The 21,127-nt window shown below is 61.9% G+C and carries 17 protein-coding genes; 14 read left to right on the forward strand and 3 right to left on the reverse strand.

Annotated elements, in window-relative coordinates; genetic code table 11:
* The first annotated feature begins 63 nt into the window (after positions 1–63).
* The 5 genes from DW796_RS01595 to DW796_RS01615 are packed head-to-tail and all read left to right on the forward strand — an operon-like array spanning position 64 to position 5,687.
* Positions 64–2,946, forward strand: coding sequence for a proton-conducting transporter membrane subunit (locus tag DW796_RS01595; protein ID WP_118094058.1), 2,883 nt, complete (start codon positions 64–66; stop codon positions 2,944–2,946).
* Positions 2,947–2,958: 12 nt separating this feature from the next.
* Positions 2,959–3,543, forward strand: coding sequence for an NADH-quinone oxidoreductase subunit B family protein (locus DW796_RS01600; protein ID WP_118094059.1), 585 nt, complete (start codon positions 2,959–2,961; stop codon positions 3,541–3,543).
* A complete protein-coding gene (locus tag DW796_RS01605) occupies positions 3,543–4,244 on the forward strand; it encodes an NADH-quinone oxidoreductase subunit C (RefSeq protein WP_118094060.1) in 702 nt (233 codons plus the stop codon). Before DW796_RS01600 ends, DW796_RS01605 begins: the two co-directional genes overlap by 1 nt.
* Before the next feature lie 5 nt (positions 4,245–4,249).
* The gene (locus DW796_RS01610) at positions 4,250–5,338 is read left to right on the forward strand and encodes a nickel-dependent hydrogenase large subunit (protein ID WP_118094061.1); all 1,089 of its coding nucleotides are present in this window, start codon (positions 4,250–4,252) and stop codon (positions 5,336–5,338) included.
* A gap of 7 nt (positions 5,339–5,345) precedes the next feature.
* Complete coding sequence (locus DW796_RS01615) at positions 5,346–5,687, forward strand: 4Fe-4S dicluster domain-containing protein (RefSeq protein ID WP_118094062.1); 342 nt, start codon at positions 5,346–5,348, stop codon at positions 5,685–5,687.
* Positions 5,688–6,254: 567 nt separating this feature from the next.
* Here DW796_RS01615 and DW796_RS01625 read toward each other — a convergent pair.
* Both DW796_RS01625 and DW796_RS01630 read right to left on the reverse strand, forming a co-directional pair.
* Complete coding sequence (locus tag DW796_RS01625) at positions 6,255–6,884, reverse strand: response regulator transcription factor (protein ID WP_117637167.1); 630 nt, start codon at positions 6,882–6,884, stop codon at positions 6,255–6,257.
* Positions 6,881–8,026: a sensor histidine kinase gene (locus tag DW796_RS01630; protein WP_147351002.1), complete on the reverse strand. Its 1,146-nt coding sequence runs from the start codon at positions 8,024–8,026 to the stop codon at positions 6,881–6,883. Before DW796_RS01630 ends, DW796_RS01625 begins: the two co-directional genes overlap by 4 nt.
* Before the next feature lie 196 nt (positions 8,027–8,222).
* Between DW796_RS01630 and DW796_RS01635 the strand changes: the two genes are divergently transcribed.
* From DW796_RS01635 to DW796_RS01660, 6 genes are all read left to right on the forward strand, one after another.
* Positions 8,223–9,161, forward strand: a complete 939-nt coding sequence (locus DW796_RS01635; RefSeq protein ID WP_055251488.1) for an ABC transporter ATP-binding protein — start codon at positions 8,223–8,225, stop codon at positions 9,159–9,161.
* Between the two features lie 9 nt (positions 9,162–9,170).
* On the forward strand, positions 9,171–10,358 hold the full coding sequence (locus DW796_RS01640) for an ABC transporter permease (RefSeq protein ID WP_117583675.1): 1,188 nt from the start codon (positions 9,171–9,173) through the stop codon (positions 10,356–10,358).
* Entirely contained in the window at positions 10,345–11,550 is a 1,206-nt protein-coding gene (locus tag DW796_RS01645) for an ABC transporter permease (protein ID WP_118094064.1), read from the forward strand. The genes DW796_RS01640 and DW796_RS01645 overlap by 14 nt, the downstream gene beginning before the upstream one ends.
* 274 nt (positions 11,551–11,824) lie before the next feature.
* Positions 11,825–12,538: an ABC transporter ATP-binding protein gene (locus DW796_RS01650; RefSeq protein WP_118094065.1), complete on the forward strand. Its 714-nt coding sequence runs from the start codon at positions 11,825–11,827 to the stop codon at positions 12,536–12,538.
* 8 nt (positions 12,539–12,546) lie between these two features.
* Complete coding sequence (locus tag DW796_RS01655) at positions 12,547–15,213, forward strand: ABC transporter permease (RefSeq protein ID WP_118094066.1); 2,667 nt, start codon at positions 12,547–12,549, stop codon at positions 15,211–15,213.
* A gap of 201 nt (positions 15,214–15,414) precedes the next feature.
* Positions 15,415–16,620, forward strand: a complete 1,206-nt coding sequence (locus DW796_RS01660) for a DUF362 domain-containing protein (protein WP_118094067.1) — start codon at positions 15,415–15,417, stop codon at positions 16,618–16,620.
* A gap of 250 nt (positions 16,621–16,870) precedes the next feature.
* Here the strand turns inward: DW796_RS01660 and DW796_RS01665 are convergent, their stop codons facing one another.
* Positions 16,871–17,836, reverse strand: a complete 966-nt coding sequence (locus DW796_RS01665; protein ID WP_117797342.1) for an alpha/beta hydrolase — start codon at positions 17,834–17,836, stop codon at positions 16,871–16,873.
* A 186-nt stretch (positions 17,837–18,022) separates the two neighbouring features.
* Here DW796_RS01665 and DW796_RS01670 point away from each other — a divergent pair, with 186 nt between their 5' ends.
* From DW796_RS01670 to DW796_RS10585, 3 genes are all read left to right on the forward strand, one after another.
* Entirely contained in the window at positions 18,023–18,706 is a 684-nt protein-coding gene (locus tag DW796_RS01670) for a hemolysin III family protein (protein ID WP_187362347.1), read from the forward strand.
* A 110-nt stretch (positions 18,707–18,816) separates the two neighbouring features.
* Positions 18,817–20,190 (forward strand): hemolysin family protein, encoded by a 1,374-nt coding sequence (locus DW796_RS01675; protein WP_118094068.1) that lies wholly within the window; start codon positions 18,817–18,819, stop codon positions 20,188–20,190.
* Between the two features lie 24 nt (positions 20,191–20,214).
* Complete coding sequence (locus DW796_RS10585; protein WP_222847471.1) at positions 20,215–21,039, forward strand: hypothetical protein; 825 nt, start codon at positions 20,215–20,217, stop codon at positions 21,037–21,039.
* The last annotated feature ends 88 nt before the right edge of the window (positions 21,040–21,127 follow it).

Consider the following 21,127-nt stretch of genomic DNA (forward strand, 5'->3'; position numbering starts at 1 on the left):
CTACTCCTCAACTGAGCTATAACGTTAAACAATTGCAGCGTTTTTGCATGGGGGAGTGATGGTATGACGCTACTGTATTTCCTTACCCTGTTTCCGCTGGTACCGGCGCTGGGCATGCTGCTCGCGCGCGGTGACCGCGCCCGCGATGCGGTAGGGCTTGTAGGCTCTGGCATCATTATGGCGGTGACGGTTGTAGTCGCCGTCATGTTTTTTGGCACGGGCCCGCAGGGCTTCGAGGTTGCCCCCGGCACCTCGCGTGTGCTCTCGATCATCAGCTCCGTCATCGACGTGATCCTGTGCGCCGTCATCCTGTACAACGCGCGTAAATATAAGAGCACGCTCACCACGGTGCTCGGCGTGGTGCAGCTGGTGGGTTCGGTTGCCTTCGCTGCCATGACGCTGCCCGCGGCCGAGGTTGTCACCGCCACGCCGCTCTACCTGGATTACATGAGTGTGATCATGGTGCTTGCCGTCGGCATTGTCGGCAGCCTAATCTGCGTGTATGCCCTGGGCTACATGAAGGACTTCCAGGCCCACGACGAGCACGAGGCAGCGCTGCACGGGCAGACCGCGCCCGACCGTCGCCCGCAGTTCCTGGCGCTTATGTTCCTGTTCCTCTCGGCCATGTTCGTCATCGTGACAAGCGACAACCTTGAGTGGCTGTTCTGTGGCTGGGAAATCACCACCGTGTGCTCGTTCCTCATGATTGGCTACACGCGCACGCCCGAGGCCATCAAGAACGCCTTCACCCAGATCATCCTCAACATGCTGGGCGGTATCGCGTTTTTGGTGGGCCTTATGTTCTTGCACGTTAACGGCATGTCGCTGACCATTTCGGGCATGATCGAGCTTTCCGGCGCCGGAACCGCGCAATCCGCGCTGCTGGTGATGCCGGTCCTGTTGCTGTCGCTTGCCGCGCTCACCAAGGCCGCACAGATGCCGTTCCACACTTGGCTGTTGGGTGCCATGGTTGCCCCCACGCCCACGAGCGCCCTGCTGCACTCGTCCACCATGGTCAAAGCCGGCGTGTTCCTGATGGTCAAGCTGAGCCCGCTCTATGCCATCTATCCCGTGACCGGCTTTATGGTCACGAGCGTGGGCGCCATCACGTTTTTGCTCGCTGCCCTCATGGCCATCTCGCAGAGCAACGCCAAACGCGTGCTTGCGTACTCCACCATTTCCAACTTGGGCCTTATCAGCGCCTGCCTGGGTGTCGGCGCGCCAGAGGCCGTGTGGGCCGCGATCTTCCTGATCCTGTTCCATACGGTGGCAAAGTCGCTGCTGTTCCTGTGCGTGGGCACCGCCGAGCATCATATCGGCAGCCGCAATATCGAGGACATGGACGGTATGTTCAGCCGCATGCCGCACCTGACGCGCCTGATGATGCTGGGCATCATGGGCATGTTTGTGGCGCCGTTTGGCATGCTCGTGTCCAAGTGGGGCGCCCTGGTGGCGTTTGCGCAGACCGGCAACGTGCTCATGATCATGGTGCTGGCCTTTGGCTCGGCCGCGACGTTCTTCTTCTGGGGCAAGTGGCTTGCCAAGCTTTCGGGCGTCGACCCCACGGCTCAAAACGTTGAGGTCAATGTCCATAAGACCGAATGGATGGCCCTCAACACCATCGCCGCGCTGCTGATTCTGTGCTGCGTGGCATTCCCGGTTATCTCGAGCGGTCTGGTGTCGCCTTACTTGGCCATGGTGTTTGGCCGCGTGCCGTACGTTATCGGCAAGGATGCCATGTATCTGATGGTGGTTATCGTGGCGTTCATCGCCGTGGTGCTGCTGACTTCATTCCGCGTGAGCAATAAACCGCACGTAAACGTATATCTTTCGGGCGTGGGAACCGACAATTACCGCCATTTCCGCGGCTCGATGGGGCACGAGCTAAAGGCCGAAAAGCGCAATTGGTACTCGGAGGACGCCCTTGGCGAGAAGCGTATTGGCCCCGCGGGTAGCGTCGTGTGCTGCAGCATTATCTTGTTTGCGCTGCTGTGTTGCGCGTGGATTGGGCCCGAGCGACTTGCCATGAGTGCGCCCTCGGTGCTGCGCGGCAAGTATTTCGAAGGCTCGGGTGTCGTGGGCATATTAATTGGCACCGTGGCGTTTGCCTTGCTGGCGCCTTTGGTTGGTGGCCTGATCGACGGCCTTGACCGTAAGCTTTCGGCTCGCATGCAGGGCCGCGTGGGCCCGCGCTTGCTGCAGCCCTTCTACGACGTTGCCAAGCTGCTGCGCAAGGCCCCCGCCAGCGTAAACACCATGGACGACACCTATATGGCGTGCGCGCTCATCTTTACCGTGGTGGGCGGCGGCATCTTTGTGTCGGGCTCCAACACACTGCTGTGCGCTTTTATGGTGACGCTCGCCGCGATCTTTGTGGTGTTGGCGTCCGCCTCGACGCAAAGCCCGTTTGCCCAGGTTGGCGCCGATCGTGAGCTGCTGCAGGTTATGAGTTACGAGCCCGCCGTTCTGCTGATGAGCGTTGGCCTGTACCTTGCCACCGACAGCTTTGATTCCATCGCCGTGACGGGGCAGTCGGCCCCCATCATCGTGTACAGCGCGCCCATTTTCCTCGCGTTGCTCGCGGTGCTTACCATCAAGCTGCGCAAGTCGCCGTTTGACCTTTCGTACTCGCATCACGCGCATCAGGAGATCGTCCAGGGCGTCGCCACCGAGATGAGCGGCGGCACGCTGGCCAAGATGACCCTTATGCACTGGTGTGAGATCGTGCTGTTTTTGATGTGGGTGGGCATGTTCTTTGTTTGGGATAACCCGGTGAGCTGGGTGGTCGCCCTGGTCGTTATGGCCGCGACGTACTTTGTCGAGGTGCTGATCGATAACACCTTCGCACGCAGCACCTGGCGCAGCTGCTTTAAGCTCGGCTGGGGCGTGGCGCTGGTGTTTGGCCTGCTCAACCTTATGCCCATCCTCGTCGACGTGTTTATTTAGGAGGCGGCATCCATGGATCATAAAATGTCGCGCTCACCGTGGGTTATTCATTACGACGGCTCGAGCTGCAACGGATGCGATATCGAGGTGCTGGCCTCGCTTACCCCACTGTTCGATGCGGAGCGCTTTGGCGTGGTCAACACCGGCAATCCCAAGCATGCGGACATCTTTTTGGTGACGGGGTCGGTCAATGCCCAGAACCTGCCCGTCGTGCGTCAGATTTACAACCAGATGCTCGAGCCCAAGTGCGTGGTGGCGTGCGGCATCTGCGGGTGCTCGGGCGGCGTGTTCCGCGATGCCTACAACGTGATCGGCGGCGTGGACCGCGCGATTCCCGTGGACGTGTACGCGCCCGGGTGCGCCATTCGCCCCGAGACGGTGATCGATGCCATCGTGGAGGCGTGCGGCATCTTGGACCAGAAGGAGGCCGTGATGCGCGCCGGCGGCGATCCGCTCACCGTGGGCGGCGCCGCCACCTGGGACGGTGGCGTTGAGCTGGGCGAGGACGGGTTTGTGGCCGCGGCTGAGGCCGGCGACGCGCCCGCCGCTGGCGACGCACCTGCTGGGACACCCGCCGCTGCAAAGGAGGCCGAGTAATGCAAAAGGCTATCTATACCACCGTTGGGATCGACGAGCTCCTGTCGCATGTCCAGGCGCTCAAGGGCGTCGGCGCGCGCTTTGTGCAAATGCACACCGAGCGCAACGTCGACGACGGCTCGTATCGCTTGGTCTATACGTTTATCAACGTTCACGCTGCTCAGGAACATATTGCGCAGGACGGCAGCTATGCGATCGAGAATCTGGTGGTTGAGGGCATCGACCAGTACCAGGAGATTCCGTCCATCAGCTCGTATTACCCCGCGGTGTTCCCATTTGAAAATGAGGCCCACGACCTGTTTGGTCTTGCCATTACCGATATGCAGATCGACTTTAAGGGCTTTTTCTACCAGGTTTCGACTGCCGAGCCCATGAGCGTTATCACGCCCGAGGTGAAGGCCGCGCGCGAGAAGGCCATGAAGGTCCGCGCGGCTGCCGAGGCCAAGGCGCGCAAGGCCGCGGCCGAGAAGGCCGCCGCGGCTGCGGGGGAGGGCGCTGGCGGTGCCGCGGGCGATGTCGTTGCTCAGCCCGCTGCGGCTGCCGGCTCCGATGCTCAGCACGATGAGGCTGCCGCCAAGGCCGCGCTCAAGGCTGCCGAGATGGAGGCAAAGCTCGCCGCCATGGATCCCGAGAAAGCGGCCAAGGTCCGCGCGGCGCTTGCCGCCAAAGTCGCCCGCGACAAGCAGAAAAAGGAGGCGTAAGGTCCATGGCACATCGCTCCGTTATTCCGTTTGGCCCGCAACACCCGGTGCTGCCCGAGCCGCTTCATCTGGACCTAGTGATCGAGGACGACCGCGTTCTCGAGGCAATTCCGCAGATCGGCTTTGTGCACCGCGGACTCGAGAAGCTCACCGAAAAGCGCGATATGCACCAGTTTGGCTACATCGCCGAGCGCATCTGCGGCATCTGCGCCGTGGGCCACAGCTACGGCTATGCCAGCGCCTGCGAGCGCATGCTCGACATCGAGGTGCCCGGCCGCGTGCAGTATATCCGCACCATTCTGCACGAGCTTTCGCGCATTCACTCGCACCTGCTGTGGCTGGGCCTGCTCGCCGATGCCTTTGGTTTCGAGGCGCTGTTCTATCGTTCGTGGACGCTGCGCGAGCAGATTCTCAAGATCTTCGAGAGCACGTGCGGCGGCCGCGTGATTCTGTCGATCAACGAGATCGGCGGCCTTAAGCACGACATTGAGGACTCCGAGCTGGCGGGCATTGTCCAGACGCTCGATGCCATGCGCCCCGATTACGAGGCCCTGGTGCATACGTTTTTGGATGACGACAGCTGCGGCGAGCGCTTGCATGGCGTGGGCGTGATCAGCAAGAAGGACGCGCTGGGGCTGTCGATGGTCGGTCCGTTTGGGCGCGCCTCGGGCGTGGATTACGACGTGCGCATGTTTGGCGACGGCGCCTATGCGGACCTGGCTGCGTTTGAGCCGATTGTCGCTACCGACGGCGACTGCTATGCCCGCTGCCAGGTGCGTTGCGCCGAGGTCACGCAGGCCATGGACATTATCAAGGAGCTTGTGGACAAGATTCCGCACGACGGTATCGGTGGGCGCACCAAGCTTACGCCGACCGACGGCGCGCGCGGCGAGGTTGTGATTGAGCAGCCGCGCGGCGAGGCGTATTACTATGTGCGCGGCAACGGCACCAAGAATCTGGACCGTTTCCGCGTGCGCACGCCGACGTCGCAAAACCTGGCGGGTTTGACGCATGCGCTGCAGGGCGTGCTTATCGCCAACGTGCCCATGATTATCCTGACCATCGACCCCTGCATTAGCTGCACGGAAAGGTAGGCGCGGCATGAGTTTACTGACATTTGCCAAGACGGCCTTGGGCTCTATGGTCAAGCAGCCGGTAACGGTGTGCTACCCGCAGGAGGAGCTGACGGCGCCCGAGCGCTTACGCGGGCATATCGTCAATGACATGGACGTGTGTATTTGTTGCGGCATGTGCGCGCGCCGCTGCCCGGCGGGCGCGCTCGCGGTCGATCGCAAGGGCGGAACGTGGTCGATCGACCCGTATGCCTGCGTGGTGTGCGGCGAGTGCATCGAGAGCTGCCCCAAGCACTGCCTGACTATGGATGCCGCCCGTACTCCGGTTGCGGCGGATAAGACTCCCACGGTAGAAACCAAGCCGGAATAGCGCGAAAACGGGGCCGGTGGGGCAAAATTGCCCCACCGGCCCCGCGCGTGAACGCGTGTGCGGGCCGCCACGCGACCCGTCCAGCCCGAAAATGACCCGTCTGCCATGAAATGGGCCCATCTACTACGTTTAAGCCGCTACCCTCAACCATGGCAAGTAATGCGAAATAAAAACCGCAGGTAGAACGCCTGCGATTTTTCATGAAAAGCGGGTATGGTCGGGGATATTGAGTCAAACGTAGTAGATGGGCCGATTTCGTGGCGGGCGCTGTCAGCCGGTTTCCGCGGGTGGAGGAAAATGGATCATTTTGGTCCCGCGAGGCTTGCGGAGGCACTCGTGCAGGGCCGCCCGAACAAAACTATGCCGGTTTACTACGATGAATTCGACATTCCCGACCATGACTGCATTTTTCTAAATAATGCAAGCGTTCTACCTGCGGTTTTGTAAGCGCGCAATTTGCCGTGGTCGAAGGCGGGCGATTCATCGTAGTAATCCGGCATAGTTTTGAAATGGCATTAAATCGGTGGCAGCCATTTTACTTTGCCGGGGTGGTCGGTTGTTGGGTAATTACCCTCGCAGGTAGGCGATGGCGATCTGCGTGCGGTTGCGCAGGCCCATTTTGGCTAGGATCGAGCTAATGTGGTTGCGCACGGTGCCTTCGCCCATATAGGCGGTGGCAGCGATCTCCTTGTTATCGAGGCCGCGGGCGATGAGCTCGGCGACTTCGAACTCGCGGTCGGTCAGGCTGGCAAAGGCTGCGGGCCGGCGGGGCGTGCCCGTCTTGTCGCCCATCCCGTCAAAGTCAACATCTTCGATCGCCTTGCCCTCGAGCACGCGTTTGCCATCCATGACCTGCGCCAACGCTGGCGGAATGGCGGCGACATCGGTCTTGATCAGGTAACCGCGGGCGCCCAGCTTGAGCGCCGATACAATGTACTCGTCATCCGAGAATGTCGTCAGAAACACCACGCGTGCCGCGGGGTCGTGCTCAAGGATTTCGCGCGCCGCCGAAAGCCCGTCGCGCCCCGGCATCTGAATGTCGAGCAGCGCGATATCGGGCGCGTGCTCGGCGTAGAGTGCCACCGCGTCGTTGCCGTCGGCTCCGGTGCCCACCACTTCGATCTGCGGCTGGGCGCCCAGGATAATCTTGAGCGAATCGACTACCAAGCGGTCGTCGTCGACAACTATGAGCCTCATCGGGCGTCATCTCCTTGCTGTTTGGGGACGGTGGCAAACACGCGCCAGCCGGGGGCGCCGGCGCGCAGGCCGGCGGTGAAGGTTCCGCCAAGCGCCTCGACGCGCTCGCGCATGGAGACGAGCCCCATGCCCTCCGCGGCGCCGTGGCCGCTTGCTTGAACCCCGCCCGCGCCATCGTCGGTAACGATGAGCTGGTAAAACGACGGATGCTCCATGCAACGTACAGTGACAGCATGGGCGCAAGCGTGGCGCATGGTGTTGGAGAGCGCCTCGCGCAGGACCGCCGCAAAGCAGTTCGCGACGTTTGCGGGCGCATGTTCGGTCATAACTTCAAGCTCAATCCGCGGACCGCCGTCCGAGCGCGCGCCTTCAACAATGCGTTCGAGCTGCACGGAAAGGTCGACGGCGTTGTCGTTGAGCGCGTGGACGCTGGCGCGCACGAGCCGGAGCGCCTCGTCAACGGTGTATTTGACGTCGGCGAAATCGGCGGCAACGCCGGGCTCGTTGGCATGGACCACGCGCAGGGCTTCGGTTTGAAGCGAAGCGCGCGTGAGCTGGTGGCCCACGTTATCGTGGATCTCGCGCGCGATGCGGGCGCGTTCGGCGAGCGTCGCGAGCTCGACTTCGTAGTCCTGGCGGTCGGCGAGGTCGCGGTTGCGTGCCTCGAGTGCCAGGGCGCGTTCTTGCAGCTTGTCGCGGGTGCGACGCATGCGTTCCTGTTCGCGCTCCAGCTGCGCGGTGCGCAGCGACAGCAACGTGGCGGCGACCGAAAGGATGGCGGTTAGCAACAGCGTTCGGGTGGTGAGCGCGCCGCAGCGAAGGTCCGTGGCAAGTGCGCAGGCAAACACGGAGCCAATTGCCAGCGCGGGCCAGATGCGTTCACGGCGCACGCGTCGCGCGATGTCATAGAGGGCGAGAGGTGCGAACGGCACAAACGGCGGCACGAAGACAGCCGCGATGACGTAGGCGTAGCTGCCGGCCTCGCTGGCGCGACGGGCGCGTTCTCCCTGCGCGACCTCGGCCAGCGCGGCGATGACAACGCCAAGGCAAAACGCCGCGACCAGGCGAGCATCCACAGCAAGGCCCGTGGCGGCTGCGATGCAGCACGCCAGCACGATCGATTTGTCGAATAGCCTGTTCATACGGGTATTGTACGCGATGCCGCGCACGGGGGAGGCGCCACTCAAAGCAAGCGTGACATTCCTCCCACGCGGCGGGGCGGTCGCGTCAGCAGGCTACGCGACCGCCCCGCACTCGTGACAAAGCTCACTGGTGCGCGCCGTCAGCTCCTGCGATGATGCAATCATACCGGGCCACAAGCAACAGAAGGGCCGCCTCATGACAGACATCGTCCACGTCGAAAACCTCGTTAAGCGCTACGACGACCTTATTGCGCTCGACCACTTTAACCTGAGTATCGCCCCCGGCGAGATCTTTGGCCTGCTGGGCCCCAACGGCTCGGGCAAGACCACGTCCATCAACTGCATCCTGCAGCTGCTCGCCTACGACAAGGGCACCATCGAGCTGTTCGGCGAGCGCATGACGCCCGCCCGCTACGATCTCAAGCGCCGCATCGGTGTGGTGCCGCAGCAGGTGGCGGTGTTCGACGAGCTCACCGTGCGCGAGAACATCGACTATTTCTGCAGTCTCTACGTCAACGACCGCAAGCGCCGCCGCGCGCTGGTGGACGAGGCGATCGACTTTGTCGGCCTGGGCGACTTTACCAAGTTCCGCCCTGGCAAGCTCTCGGGCGGCCTGGCGCGTCGTCTCAACATTGCCTGCGGCATCGCGCACAAGCCCGAGCTCATCTTTTTTGACGAACCCACGGTGGCGGTCGACCCGCAAAGCCGCAACGCCATCCTGGAGGGCATCTGCCGCCTGCGCGACGAGGGCGCCACGGTGGTGTATACCAGCCATTACATGGAGGAAGTCGAGCAGATCTGCAGCCGCATCATGATCATGGACGGCGGCCGCGTGCTGGCGCAGGGCACTAACGACGAGCTCAAGCGCATGATTCAGATGGGCGAGAAGATTGTAATCGAGGTCGGCGAGGTTCCGAGTGCGGCGCTCGGTGCCGTCGCAAGCCTGCCGCACGTTCTGGACCTTTCGGCAACGGCGGGACAGCTCACGTTTTCGTGCGAAGCGAGCCCGCACAACCTGACGGACATTCTCGATGCGCTGCGCTCGCATGACGTGCCGCTCGGCCGCATCTATTCCGAACCGCCGACCCTCAACGACGTGTTCCTCGAGATCACCGGCCGCGAGCTGCGCGACTAGGGGGCGGCCATGTTCAACACCATCATCACCACGGTCAAGACGCTGCTGCGCCGGCCGAGCACGTGGGTCTGGGGCGCTCTCTTTCCTATCGCGCTTTCCACGATGTTCATGTTTATGTTTGCGAACCTCAGCTCCGACGGCACGGTCGACCCGGTGCCGGTTGCCGTCGTGGCGGACGAGGCCTGGGATGCCTCGACCTTTAAGGATGTGGCAGCTTCGCTTGCCAAGGCAGGCGACGACCAGCTGCTCGATGTGAGCGAGTACGAAGACTTGGCTGCCGCGCGCAAAGCGCTCAAGGCCGGCGAGGTCGCGGGCATCTATACGGTTGATGCCGCGGGCACGCCCAGGCTCACGCTGCTATCGAGTTACGACAGCTCGCGCGCCTCGTCGGTGCTTACCGACCGCAGCATCCTTGAAACGGTGGCAAGCTCGTATACGCAAAATGCCGAGCTCATGTCCCAGATTGCCCAGGACAACCCGGCGGCGCTCGCCGATCCGGCGGCGGTTGCGCGCGCCCTGTCGCTCGAGGGCGGAACCCGCCGCGTGAGCCTGACTCGTGCCACGCCCGATGGCACGGTCATCTACTATTACGCGCTTTTTGGCCTGGTCGCGATGATGTCTGCCGAGTTTGCCGCCTTGAGCGTCGTCGATTTGCAGCCCAATCTGTCCGGCCTCGGCGCGCGCCGCTGCGTGGGCGGTCTTTCCAAGACGGCGTCGCTGGCCGGCATTTTTGTCGGCTCGTGGCTGGTTTCCTTTGCATCGATGGCGGTTGCGATCGGCTACGTGCGCCTGGTCGTGGGCGTTGACTTTGGCGGGCGCGAGGGGTTGTGCCTGCTGGGCGGGGCTGCATCCGCGCTTGCCGCCACGGGCCTGGGGCTTTTTGTGGGCACGCTTCCCGTTAAGGGCGGCAAGGCATCCAAGTCGGGCATCCTCACGGGCTTTGCCACCACGTGCGCCCTGTTCGCCGGCCTCTACGGCGAGCCGGCGATGGCGCTTGCCGACGACGTCGCCCGCGCTTGTCCGGTCGAGTGCTGGCTCAACCCCGTCAAGCTCATCTGCGACATGTTCAATCGCCTGTATTTCTTTGAGGACCTGGGGCCCTTCGCTGTTCGCGCCGGCGCGCTCGTCCTGATGGCCCTGGTGTTTGTCGCCGCCGCTACGCTGATCTTTGGAAGGAGCCGCTATGAGCACCTTTAAGACCGCGCTTCGCATGGCGCTGGCGCACCCGTTCTACCTGCTCATCTATACGGTGTTCATCTCGCTCATGGGCGTATTCATCGCGGCTTCGGTGAGCTGGAACTCGTCGCAGCTTACCGAGTACAAGCCCTACGACACCAACGTGATCGTGGTCGACCGCGACAATAGCGACCTTTCGCGGGCGCTTACCAAGCACCTGGGCTCACGCTTTGACCTGGTCACGGGCGTCGGCGACGACACATACGACCTTGCTGACGCGCTCTCCAAGAGCAACAGCGCCAAAGGCAGCGCCGACTGCGTGTTCTTTATCCCGGAGGGGTTTGAGGACGATCTTGTTGCAGCCGCCCGCGCGGGGGAGTCCCTGCCCAAGCTCGATGTGACCTACGGTGCCGGCACCATGGCGGCGGCGCTTTCGTCTGCCGAGGCCTCGCGGTGGATCTCGCTCGCGGGCGCTGCGGCCGCACTAGAGCCCGCTGCCTCCAACGGCGACGTCGCAAGGGCCGCCGAGCACGCGGCCGCAAAGCGCGCGGAGGTCCAGATCGAGCAGGTCAAGGTCGACTCGACTGCTGCTACCACGCTCGAGTCGTACTTCAACTTTGGCGCGTACGCGATCATCTCGTCGGTCATCGTGTCGGTGGGACTGGTGTTCTCGGGCATGAACGAGCCCGAGCGCGTGCGCCGCATGGATGCCAGCCCGGTCTCTGAGCGCCAGCGTTCGCTCGCTGTGTTCGCGGCCGCCGCCGTGCTCACCGTCTGCATCTGGCTCGTGTCGAGCATGATGGGCGTCGTGGGCTTTGCCAGCGCGGTTGCCGAGGTCGGCGTGGGTCGCGTGTGCCTGGCGCTGGCGGCAACGTTTGCCCTGGCGTGCACGCCGCTGGCCGTTGGCTTTACGCTGTCGAGCCTGGGCGCGCGCGAGGAGCTGCTCAACGGTGTGGGCAACCTGCTCGGCATGCTCATGACGTTTTTGGGCGGCGCCTGGATGCCGCTGTCGCTCATGGGCTCGGCCGTGCAGACGGTGGCGCACTTTGTGCCGACGTATTGGGTGAACGACGCGATCGGCAAGGCGCTCGCTTCGGACCTGACGTCTGCCGTGCTGGGCGACATCGCCTGCGACCTGGGCGTCACGGTGCTCTTCGCCGCCGCCATCGCCGCCGTAGGCCTAGCCCTCGCCCACAACAAATCCCACGCCTAGCCACAACCCGTCACTTGGGAACCCGTCACTTGGGGACGTTCCTTTTCTGCCGGCAGATGGGGACACTCCTTTCCACCTAGTCATTGGGGACGTTCTTAAACGACGACCACTCATTGGGGACAGACTTAAATGAGTGGTTTCAGTCATTTAAGTCTGTCCCCAATGAGTACCCAATGACTGGTTTGGAAAAAATTGCGCCTGTCGCTTAAAAATAGTTCGCCTGGGTTTACTATTACCCTAGAAAAGTAGCTGAAGGCTAACAACGGGGGATAGCATGGCGACAAAGCAAGCGTATGTCCAGGTCAGCGGGCTCAGGAAACACTACGGCGACGGTGATGCGCGCCTGACGGTACTCGATGGCATCGACACGTCCATCAACCGCGGCGAGATCTGCGTCATGCTGGGGCCCTCGGGCTCGGGCAAGTCGACCTTTCTCAACCTGATCGGCGGCCTGGAGGATGCCGACGGTGGCTCCATCATGGTGGACGGCTGCGACCTCACGGTGCTCAAACCTACCGATCTGGGCGAGTATCGCCGCCGTGAGCTGGGTTTTGTCTTCCAGTTCTACAACCTGGTGCCCGATCTCACCATCAAGGAGAACATCGAGGTCACGGCGCACCTGTCCAAAAACCCGCTCAATGTCGACGACCTGCTGCGTTCGCTGGGCCTCTACGAGCACCGCAACAAGTTCCCGCGCCAGGTCTCGGGCGGCCAACAGCAGCGTTGCGCCATCGGCCGCGCACTCGTCAAAAACCCGGGCCTGCTGCTGTGCGACGAGCCCACCGGCGCGCTTGACTACAAGACATCCAAGGAAATCTTGCAGCTCATGGAGGATGTTAACCGCACCTACGGCTGCACCATCATCATCGTCACCCACAACGCCGCCATCGCCCGCATGGCCAACCGCGTGCTGCGCCTGCGCGACGGCCGCATCGTCGAGGATGAGCTCAACGAGTCGCCCGTTGCGGCCGCCGAGCTCGATTGGTAGGCGATGCCATGACACCTCTCGCAAAGCGACTCCCGCGCGAGCTGCGCCGCAATATCGGCAAGTACCTGGGCATCTTTTTGCTTATGTGCGGGGGCATCGCTCTCACCTCGGGCTTTTTGCTCGCGGCGCATTCCATCGGTTGCCTTATCGACGACATGCGCGATGCGTACACGATTGAGGACGGCCGCGTGACTACCTCCTTCGAGGCTACCGACGACCAGCTCAAGGCAGCCGAGGATGCAGCCGACGACGTCGGCGGCGTCACGCTCTACAAGAATTTCTTCATCGACGCCATCATCAAAAAGACCGCCGGCGACGACGGCACCAAGCGCACGTTGCGCACCTATGCGCACCGCACCAAGGTCGATATCGCGTCCTACTGCGAAGGCAAGCAGCCCAAGACGGACGATGAGGTGGCTATCGACCGCGTTTTTGCCACCAACAACGACCTTGTCGTGGGCGATAAGGTTGAGCTTGAGGGCCGCACCTACACCATCTGCGGCATCATGACCCAGCCCGATAGCCAGGCGCTGTTCCTCAACAATTCGGACTTTACGGTGAACACCATCACCTATGGTGTGGCCGAGGTCACCGACGCCGGCTTTGCCGCGCTCGAGGATGCCGGTGGTGCACCTGCCTACACTTACTCCTTTGCTTTTACCGATCGCGACCTCCCCACCGCGGATCGCATCGATGCGGAGCAGGATATGGTCGAGGCGCTGACCGATGCCGATGCGCGCGTGGACGATCTGATCGATGCCGATTCCAACCAGGGCATTGGCTATGCGCGCGACGACGTGGACGGCGACTCCATGATGTGGATGACGTTGCTCGACATCATCATCGTGATCATGGCGTTTGTCTTTGTGGTGCTCACCGACGCCACCATCGAGGAGGAGAGCGCCATCATCGGCACGCTGCTCGCCAGCGGCTATCGCCGTCGCGAGATCGTGCTGCATTACCTGGCACTTCCCGCCATCGTGGGCGTGCTCGCGGCACTTTTGGGCACCGCACTCGGCGTTGCGTTCTTTACCGAGCCCATGCGCGGTCTCTACTACGGCTCGTACAGCCTGCCGCCCTTCCAGGTGTACTGGAGCTGGGAGATCTTTGTGAAGTGCGCCGTGGTTCCTGCCGCCGCGCTCATCCTCATCACGCTGGTGGGCCTGCTTCGCAAGATGGGCAAGACGCCGCTGCAGTTCCTTCGCCACGAGGCGAGCGGTAAGTCGGGTACCAAGCGCGGTCTGCAGCTGCCGGAACGCATGGGCTTTGTCTCGCGCTTCCGCCTGCGCGTCTTCCTGCGCAACCTGGGCAACTTCGCCACGCTCTTCGTGGGCATTGCGTTTGCCTCGCTGCTGCTGCTCTTTGGCCTGGCGATTCTGCCCACGATGACGCACTACGCGGACAACCTCGAGACGAGCCTGGTCGCCGAGCACCAGTACACGCTCAAGGCGCCGCTGGAGCTCGAGGGCACTGCCGAGGAGCGCGAGCAGTGGTCGGCACTCGAGCGCTTGCAGTCGGTTGACGGCGCGCTGCTTTCTGCCGCCCAAGATGCCGATGACGAGCTTGACGACGCGGCCGATGCGGCGCAGGCGGCAGCCGATGCCGCGACCAACTCTCCGTCTGCCGAGAGCCTGGCCGGAGCGCAGGACGCGCTTGCAAACGTCCAGGACAAGAAGGATGCGCTCTATGCGCGCCTTGACGATCTTGCCGATGCCCTCGGCTGCAACCGCGATGAGGCCATCGATCTGATCGACAAGGCCTCTAAGATCGACACTGACAACGACGATATCCACCCGGTCAATACGACCGACAGCGGCGCGGACGCAATCGCGCAGGCCGAGAAATATGCCGTTTACCAGCTGCAATACGACCGTGGCGATGGTAATGGCGAGGAGACGATTTCTGTCTACGGCATCTCGGCAGACTCGCGCTACTGGAAGGACCTCAACGTCGGCGATGGGCGCGTCGTCTTTGGCGGCGGTCTGCTCGATAAGTTTGGCTGGAGCGAGGGCCAGAAGGTCACGCTCAGCGACAAGTACGAGGGCGAGCATTATTCCCTTGAGTATGCGGGCAAGGATTGTGCCTGGGGCTCCAAGTCGGACATGAATATCTATATGAGTATCGACGACTTTAACGAGCTGTTCGACAACGACGCCGCCTACTTTAACGGCTATGTGAGCGACGAGAAGCTCGACCTCGACGCGCGCTACTTTGCCGGCGACACCACGCCCGACGACATGCGCGCCGTGGGTGACCAGTTCATCGGCATGATGAGCAAAATGATCGGCATGATGGTCGGGCTCGCGGTGTTTATCTTCCTGCTGTTTATGTACCTGCTAACCAAGGCCGTTATCGACCATAGCGCCCGCTCGATCAGCTATATGAAGGTCTTTGGCTATCGCGATGGCGAGATCTCGCATCTGTACATCCACTCGATTACGCTGTGCGTGGCGGCATCGCTCGTGCTGAGCCTGCCGGTCATTATTGGCTCGCTCACGGCCATCTTCCGCTCGATGCTGCTCGCCTACAACGGCAATATCGAGATCTACGTGCCCGCTTGGTCCATGGCTGCATGCGTCGGCATTGGCTTTGCGACCTACCTGGTCGTGGCGCTGCTACACACGCGCTCTATCAAGCGCGTCAGCCTGGCCGAAGCCCTCAAGGTGCAGGAGTAGTCATTGGGGACGTTCTTAAACGACTAGTCGTTGGGGACAGTCTTTGCCGGATCGCCGGCTCGCCGGCCGGGCGGCAAGCACTCATTTAAGTCTGTCCCCAATGAGTGCCTAACGACTCGGCGTTGCGCTTGACTTCGACCCTACTTCAACGGGTACCATCCTCTATGTCTGTAACGCCATATAGACCGAGGGGAAATATCTATGACCGCAACTGCACCCGTCGCACCAGCAAAGGTGTACTTCACCAACCTGCGCACTCATGCTCGCGAGAGCCAACTCGACAAGCTTAAGCGCCTCATTCGCCGCGCCGGTATCGAGCAGATCGACTTCGAGAACAAGTTCGTCGCCATTAAGATTCACTTTGGCGAGCTGGGCAACCTGAGCTTTTTGCGCCCCAACTACGCCCGCGCCGTCGCAGACGTCGTGAAGGAGCTGGGCGGCAAGCCCTTCCTCACCGACTGCAACACGCTCTATGTGGGCAGCCGCAAAAACGCGCTCGAGCACATCGATACCGCCTACCAGAACGGCTTTACCCCGTATGCCACGGGCTGCCAGATCATCATCGCCGACGGCCTCAAGGGTACCGACGAGGCGCTCGTCCCGGTCGAGGGCGGTGAGTACGTGCGCGAGGCAAAGATCGGTCAGGCGCTCATGGACGCCGACATCGTGATTAGCCTCACCCACTTTAAGGGCCATGAGCAGGCCGGCTTTGGCGGCGCCATGAAGAACCTGGGCATGGGCGGCGGCAGTCGTGCTGGCAAGATGGAACAACATGCCGCCGGCAAGCCGAGCGTCGATACCACCAACTGCGTAGGTTGCCGTGCCTGCGAAAAGATCTGTGCGCACAACGCCATCACGTTTGACGACACGCGCGAGCGCGAGCTTGCCAACGGCAGCACCCGCACGGTTCGCGTGGCTGCCATCGACCACGATCGCTGCGTGGGCTGCGGACGCTGCATTGCGGCGTGCAACCAGGACTGCATCAAGCCCGACTATGATGCCGCGGCCGACGTACTCAACTACAAGATCGCCGAGTACACCAAGGCCATCGTCGACGGCCGCCCGAGCTTCCACATCTCGCTCGCCATGGACATCAGCCCCAACTGCGACTGCCATCCCGAGAATGACACGCCCATCGTCAACGACATCGGCATGTTCGCGAGCTTCGACCCGGTCGCCATCGACCAGGCCTGCGCCGACGCCGTCCTGGCATCCGAGCCGCTGCCTAACACCGAGCTTACCGACAGCGCGGCCAAGATGGAGCATAATCACGAGCATCTGGAGGGCGAGCAGGCCAAGGATCCCTTCTGCATCACGCATCCCGACACCGACTGGCGCGCGTGCATCGCGCATGCCGAGAAGATCGGCCTGGGCACGAGCAAGTACGAGCTCATCGAGGTCAAGTAGCACCTAACTATTGGACATATCAAGCGCTTTTGTAGTGCAACGTTAGTAAAAGCCGCCCGCGAGCACAGTGCCCACGGGCGGCTTTTCGGAAGTGCGGTGAAAAATCGAATACCGCCGACCACAAACCGTTTTTTGACAACAAAACCCCTGATAAATTGTTGGTAAAACTGTGGTCTGGTCGGGCTTCGTGCGATTTCCCCGCACTTCCGAAAACAGGGGGTCAGATAGACAAGTAAACCGTACTATTTGCCTAAAAATTCTCGTCGAGGAAGCTGTCGACCGTGTTCCAGTAGAGTTCGGGGTCGACTTGCGCGCTCTTGGCATGGGTGGCGCCGTGGATAGTGAGCTTTTGCTTGACCTTGCTGGCGCACGCCTCGTAGTTTTGGTCGAGCATGCTGTACGGTACAAAGGTGTCTTGGTCGCCGTGGATAAATAGCATGGGAACCGTCGCGTGTTTGAGTTGCTCCACACTGCTCGCCTTATGAAAGTCGTAGCCCGCGCGCACGTTGCACACCAAGTTTGCTACATCGAGCAAGGGAAAGCTGGGCAGGCCGAACACGTCCTTGAGCTGCAGAGAAAACTCGTCCCAAACACTCGTATAACCACAGTCCTCGATAATGCATTTCACGTTGGACGGCAAAGATTCCCCCGCGACGTCCATGGCGGTTGCCGCACCCATCGACTCGCCAAAGACCAGGATGCGCGCCTCGGGGTCAGCCTGAACGATCCGCCCAATCCATGCAACGACATCGAGCCGCTCGGGCCAGCCCATGCCGATATAGTCGCCGCCGGAGCGCTCGTGGGCACGGGCGGCAGGCGCGAGCACGTTCATGCCGCGGTCATGGAATCGTTTGGCGTATCGGGCCATACCGATGGGCTCATCGGTGTATCCGTGTAGGCAGATAGCGTAATTGTGCGTGCTCTCTGGGGCGGCAAAATACCAAGCGGAGAGCTCGGTTCCGTCATCTGCGGTGAGGCTGCTGCTCTCGCGGTTCTCTTTAAACCATGCCCGCGCCTCGGTTCCCTCGGCATCCGGCTGCTCACTTTCTTTGTCGTCCTTGCCGTCCTGCATCATCTTCATGGTGTATGGCGCGCGGGGATTCAGCGCGAAGTCAAACAGAAAGTTGCCGGCAAATCCGAGCAGCACAATGACAACCACCAGTGCAACGATGCCGGCTATCTTGAGCTTTCGATGGGAATGTTCGTTTTGAGCCATGCGGTATTCTCCTATAAGATGTTAATACATCAACATTTAAAACAAGCGCATTATGGATGTTCGCCGTTGATGCGTCAACAAGCAAAGAATGGGTAAACAAAGGGTCACGTATGGTGCAAATTTCGCACGTAACCAGACGCTTTGATATAGTGTTGAGAACTCTTTACATTGGAGGATGTAACCGGCATGTCCGATTCGAGCGACAGTTCCAAGCCGCGACCCAAGATCGCGGCCGTTCCGCACTACACGGTGGGCGAGGAGATCATGAACTCCGTCACCCATGGTGTCGGCTGCTTGCTGGGTATCGCGGGTCTGGTGCTCCTGATCGTATTCGCTGCACTGCGCGGCGGTGGCCCGGCCCACATGGCCGCGGCAATTGTCTATGGCGTCAGCATCATCCTCGAGTACCTAGCCTCCACGCTCTACCATGCGATTCAACCCGCGCGCGCCAAGCGCGTGTTCCGCATCATCGACCACAGCTGCATCTACCTGCTCATAGCCGGCAGCTATACGCCGTTTTGCCTCATCACGCTCGCAAACGACGGCGGCGCTGCGCTGTTCTTCGCCGTATGGGCCATCGCCATTATCGGCATTGCCCTCGAGTGCTTTATGCGCGAGCGCCAGCCGCACTGGGTAAGCGGCCTGGTCTATCTGCTGATGGGCTGGCTCGTTGTCTTTAAACTGCCCGCACTCGTGGCGCTGCTGAACCCCGTGGCGCTTGCCCTGCTCGCCGTCGGCGGCGTGTGCTACACCGTGGGCGTGCCGTTCTATATCGCCAAAAACGTGCGCTATCTGCACAGTGTTTTCCACTTGTGGGTGCTCGCCGGCAGCATCTTCCAGTTCATGGCGGTGATTCTCTTCGTAATCTAGCGACCGCGCCCGCGCGCCCGCGTCCTCGTTTGGGCGCCGGTGCAATTGCCGTATCCGTCATCAACGTTTTGACCTGACGTCCCGAATCTTGGAGGTTCGAGAAACTCCCGATGGACATAACCATCTCCCTTATCACTACCCTCGTTTTGACCCTCATCAACGGCTACTTCTCTATGTCCGAGATGGCGCTCACCACGGCCAAGCGCGCCGTGCTGGAGCATGAGGCCGAGGAAGGCGACAAGCGCGCCGAGCGTGCCATTAAGCTGGCCGCCGACTCCGACCAGCTGCTCGCCACCATCCAGGTCGCCATCACGCTCGTGGGCTTCGCCTCGTCCGCCGTCGCCTCGACGAGCCTGTCCGACCCGCTTGCCACGTGGCTCATGAGCTTTGGCATCGCGCCGCTCTCCGCCATCGCGCGCGGCCTGGCGCCGGTCATCATCACCGTCGCGGTCGCCTTCGTATCCATCGTGATCGGCGAGCTCGTCCCCAAGCGCATCGGCCTGGCCAATGCCGAGGGCGTGTCCAAGCAGGTCGTGGGACCGTTGTCGTTTTTCCAAAAGATCGCCCGTCCGCTCGTGTGGCTGACTGGCGCTTGCTCCGATGGCCTGGCCCGCATCCTGCGCATCAAGAGTGCCGACGACCGTCAGAATGTCTCGGAAGAAGAGATCAAGTACATGGTCTCGGAGCAGGACGACCTGCTCGACGAGGAAAAGCGTATGATCCACGAGATCTTTGACCTGGGCGACACCGTTGCCCGCGAGGTCATGGTGCCGCGCGTGGACACCACCATGTGCGAGGACGACGAGACGGTCGCCGACGTGTTGTCCACCATGCGCCAGACCGGCTTCAGCCGCATCCCCGTCTATCACGAGGACCCCGACAACGTCGCGGGCATCGCGCACATCAAAGACCTGATCCAGCCCGCGCTCGATGGCAAGGGCGACCAGCCCATCGCCGGCTTTTTGCGCGACGCCACCTTTGTGCCCGACACCAAGGACATCCTGCCGCTGCTGTCCGAGATGCAGACCTCGCACGACCAGATCGTGGTGGTCGTGGACGAGTACGGCGGCACGGCCGGCATCATCACCATCGAGGACATCGTCGAGGAGATCGTCGGCGAGATCGAGGACGAGTTCGACCCCGACAACAAGTATCTCACGCGCCTTTCGCGCCGCGAGTGGCTCGTTGATGGGCGTTTTTCGTGCGATGACGCGATTGAGCTTGGTTGGCCGCTCGAGGAAAGCGATGATTATGAGACCATCGCCGGCTGGATTTTGGAGCTTTGCGACTCGGTGCCCGACATCGGAGAGGTGTTTGAGGTCGCGGGGTACAAGTTTAAAGTGCAGTCGATGCGTGGCCAGCGCATCTCGCTCATTCGCGTGATCGCTCCGGCCGAAACCGATAAGAAGGATTCCGAGTCTTCGGCAGACGAGCCGACGACGCCGGGTGCGGGTTCCGCGAATCCGCATGACGGCGACGAGTAGGACAAGGAAGAGTAGGGGAGAGTTATGGCAGGCCTGTTCAACATCCTTAAGGTCACCGTCAGCGAGGACAAGATCTGCGCGCATGTGCTGGTGAACCCCGGCATGCCGCTGATGACCTCGGAGGACATCGAGGCCACGGCGCGCGTGTACTACCTGGTGCCGGCGATTGCCAAGCATCTGTGCCTGGGCGATTCCGGCCGCGAGTTCCAGGACTGCATGGGTCAGACCGAGCTCTGCCATCTGCTGGAGCACGTGACGGTCGAGCTCATGAACGAGACCGGTCTTGCCGGTAGCATCTCGTGCGGCCGCACGCGCGTAAGCGAGCACGATGAGCGTGTCTTTGAGGTTGAGCTTTCGTGTCCCGACGACGCGCTGGCCATCGGTGCGCTGTCTTCGGCCACCTTTATGATGGACTGGGCCTATCTGCACGCCGACCAGCCGGCTCCCGATGTGGACGGTACGGTCGCGGGCCTGCGCAACCTGGTGCTAGGCATGCGCGCCGAGGCCGAGGGCAAGGATCCTCACGAGGCCGTCGCTGCTGCGAACGGCGAAGATGCTGCCGAGGACGAGGGCGCTGACGAGGGCGATGTGCCGGTCGACGCCGAGCCCGTTGCCGATGCGACCGCCGAGCCCGTTCCCACCGAGCCCCAGGGCGTCCCCAACTTTGACGACGAGCCCCAGGTGGCGATTGATACCGAGGGCGCGGTTGCCGAGAACCACGAGGCCTCCGCTGCCGTCTTTGGCGGTGCGGCGACGGTTCCGGCAGGACCTGCGCATGAGGGCGGCCTGCCGCTCGTGGACGGTGCCGGCGAGGACCCGGGTGCCACGGTGGCTATGCCTCAGGAGTAGGCCTACGCGTTTATCACCATCACGTACCTGCGCCTTTGCCGTACGCAGATGAGCGGAGCGGCAAGTGATGCGCTGCGGGTATAATGGA

The organism is Collinsella sp. AM31-2AC (assembly GCF_003469285.1).
GTDB lineage: Bacteria > Actinomycetota > Coriobacteriia > Coriobacteriales > Coriobacteriaceae > Collinsella > Collinsella aerofaciens_AT.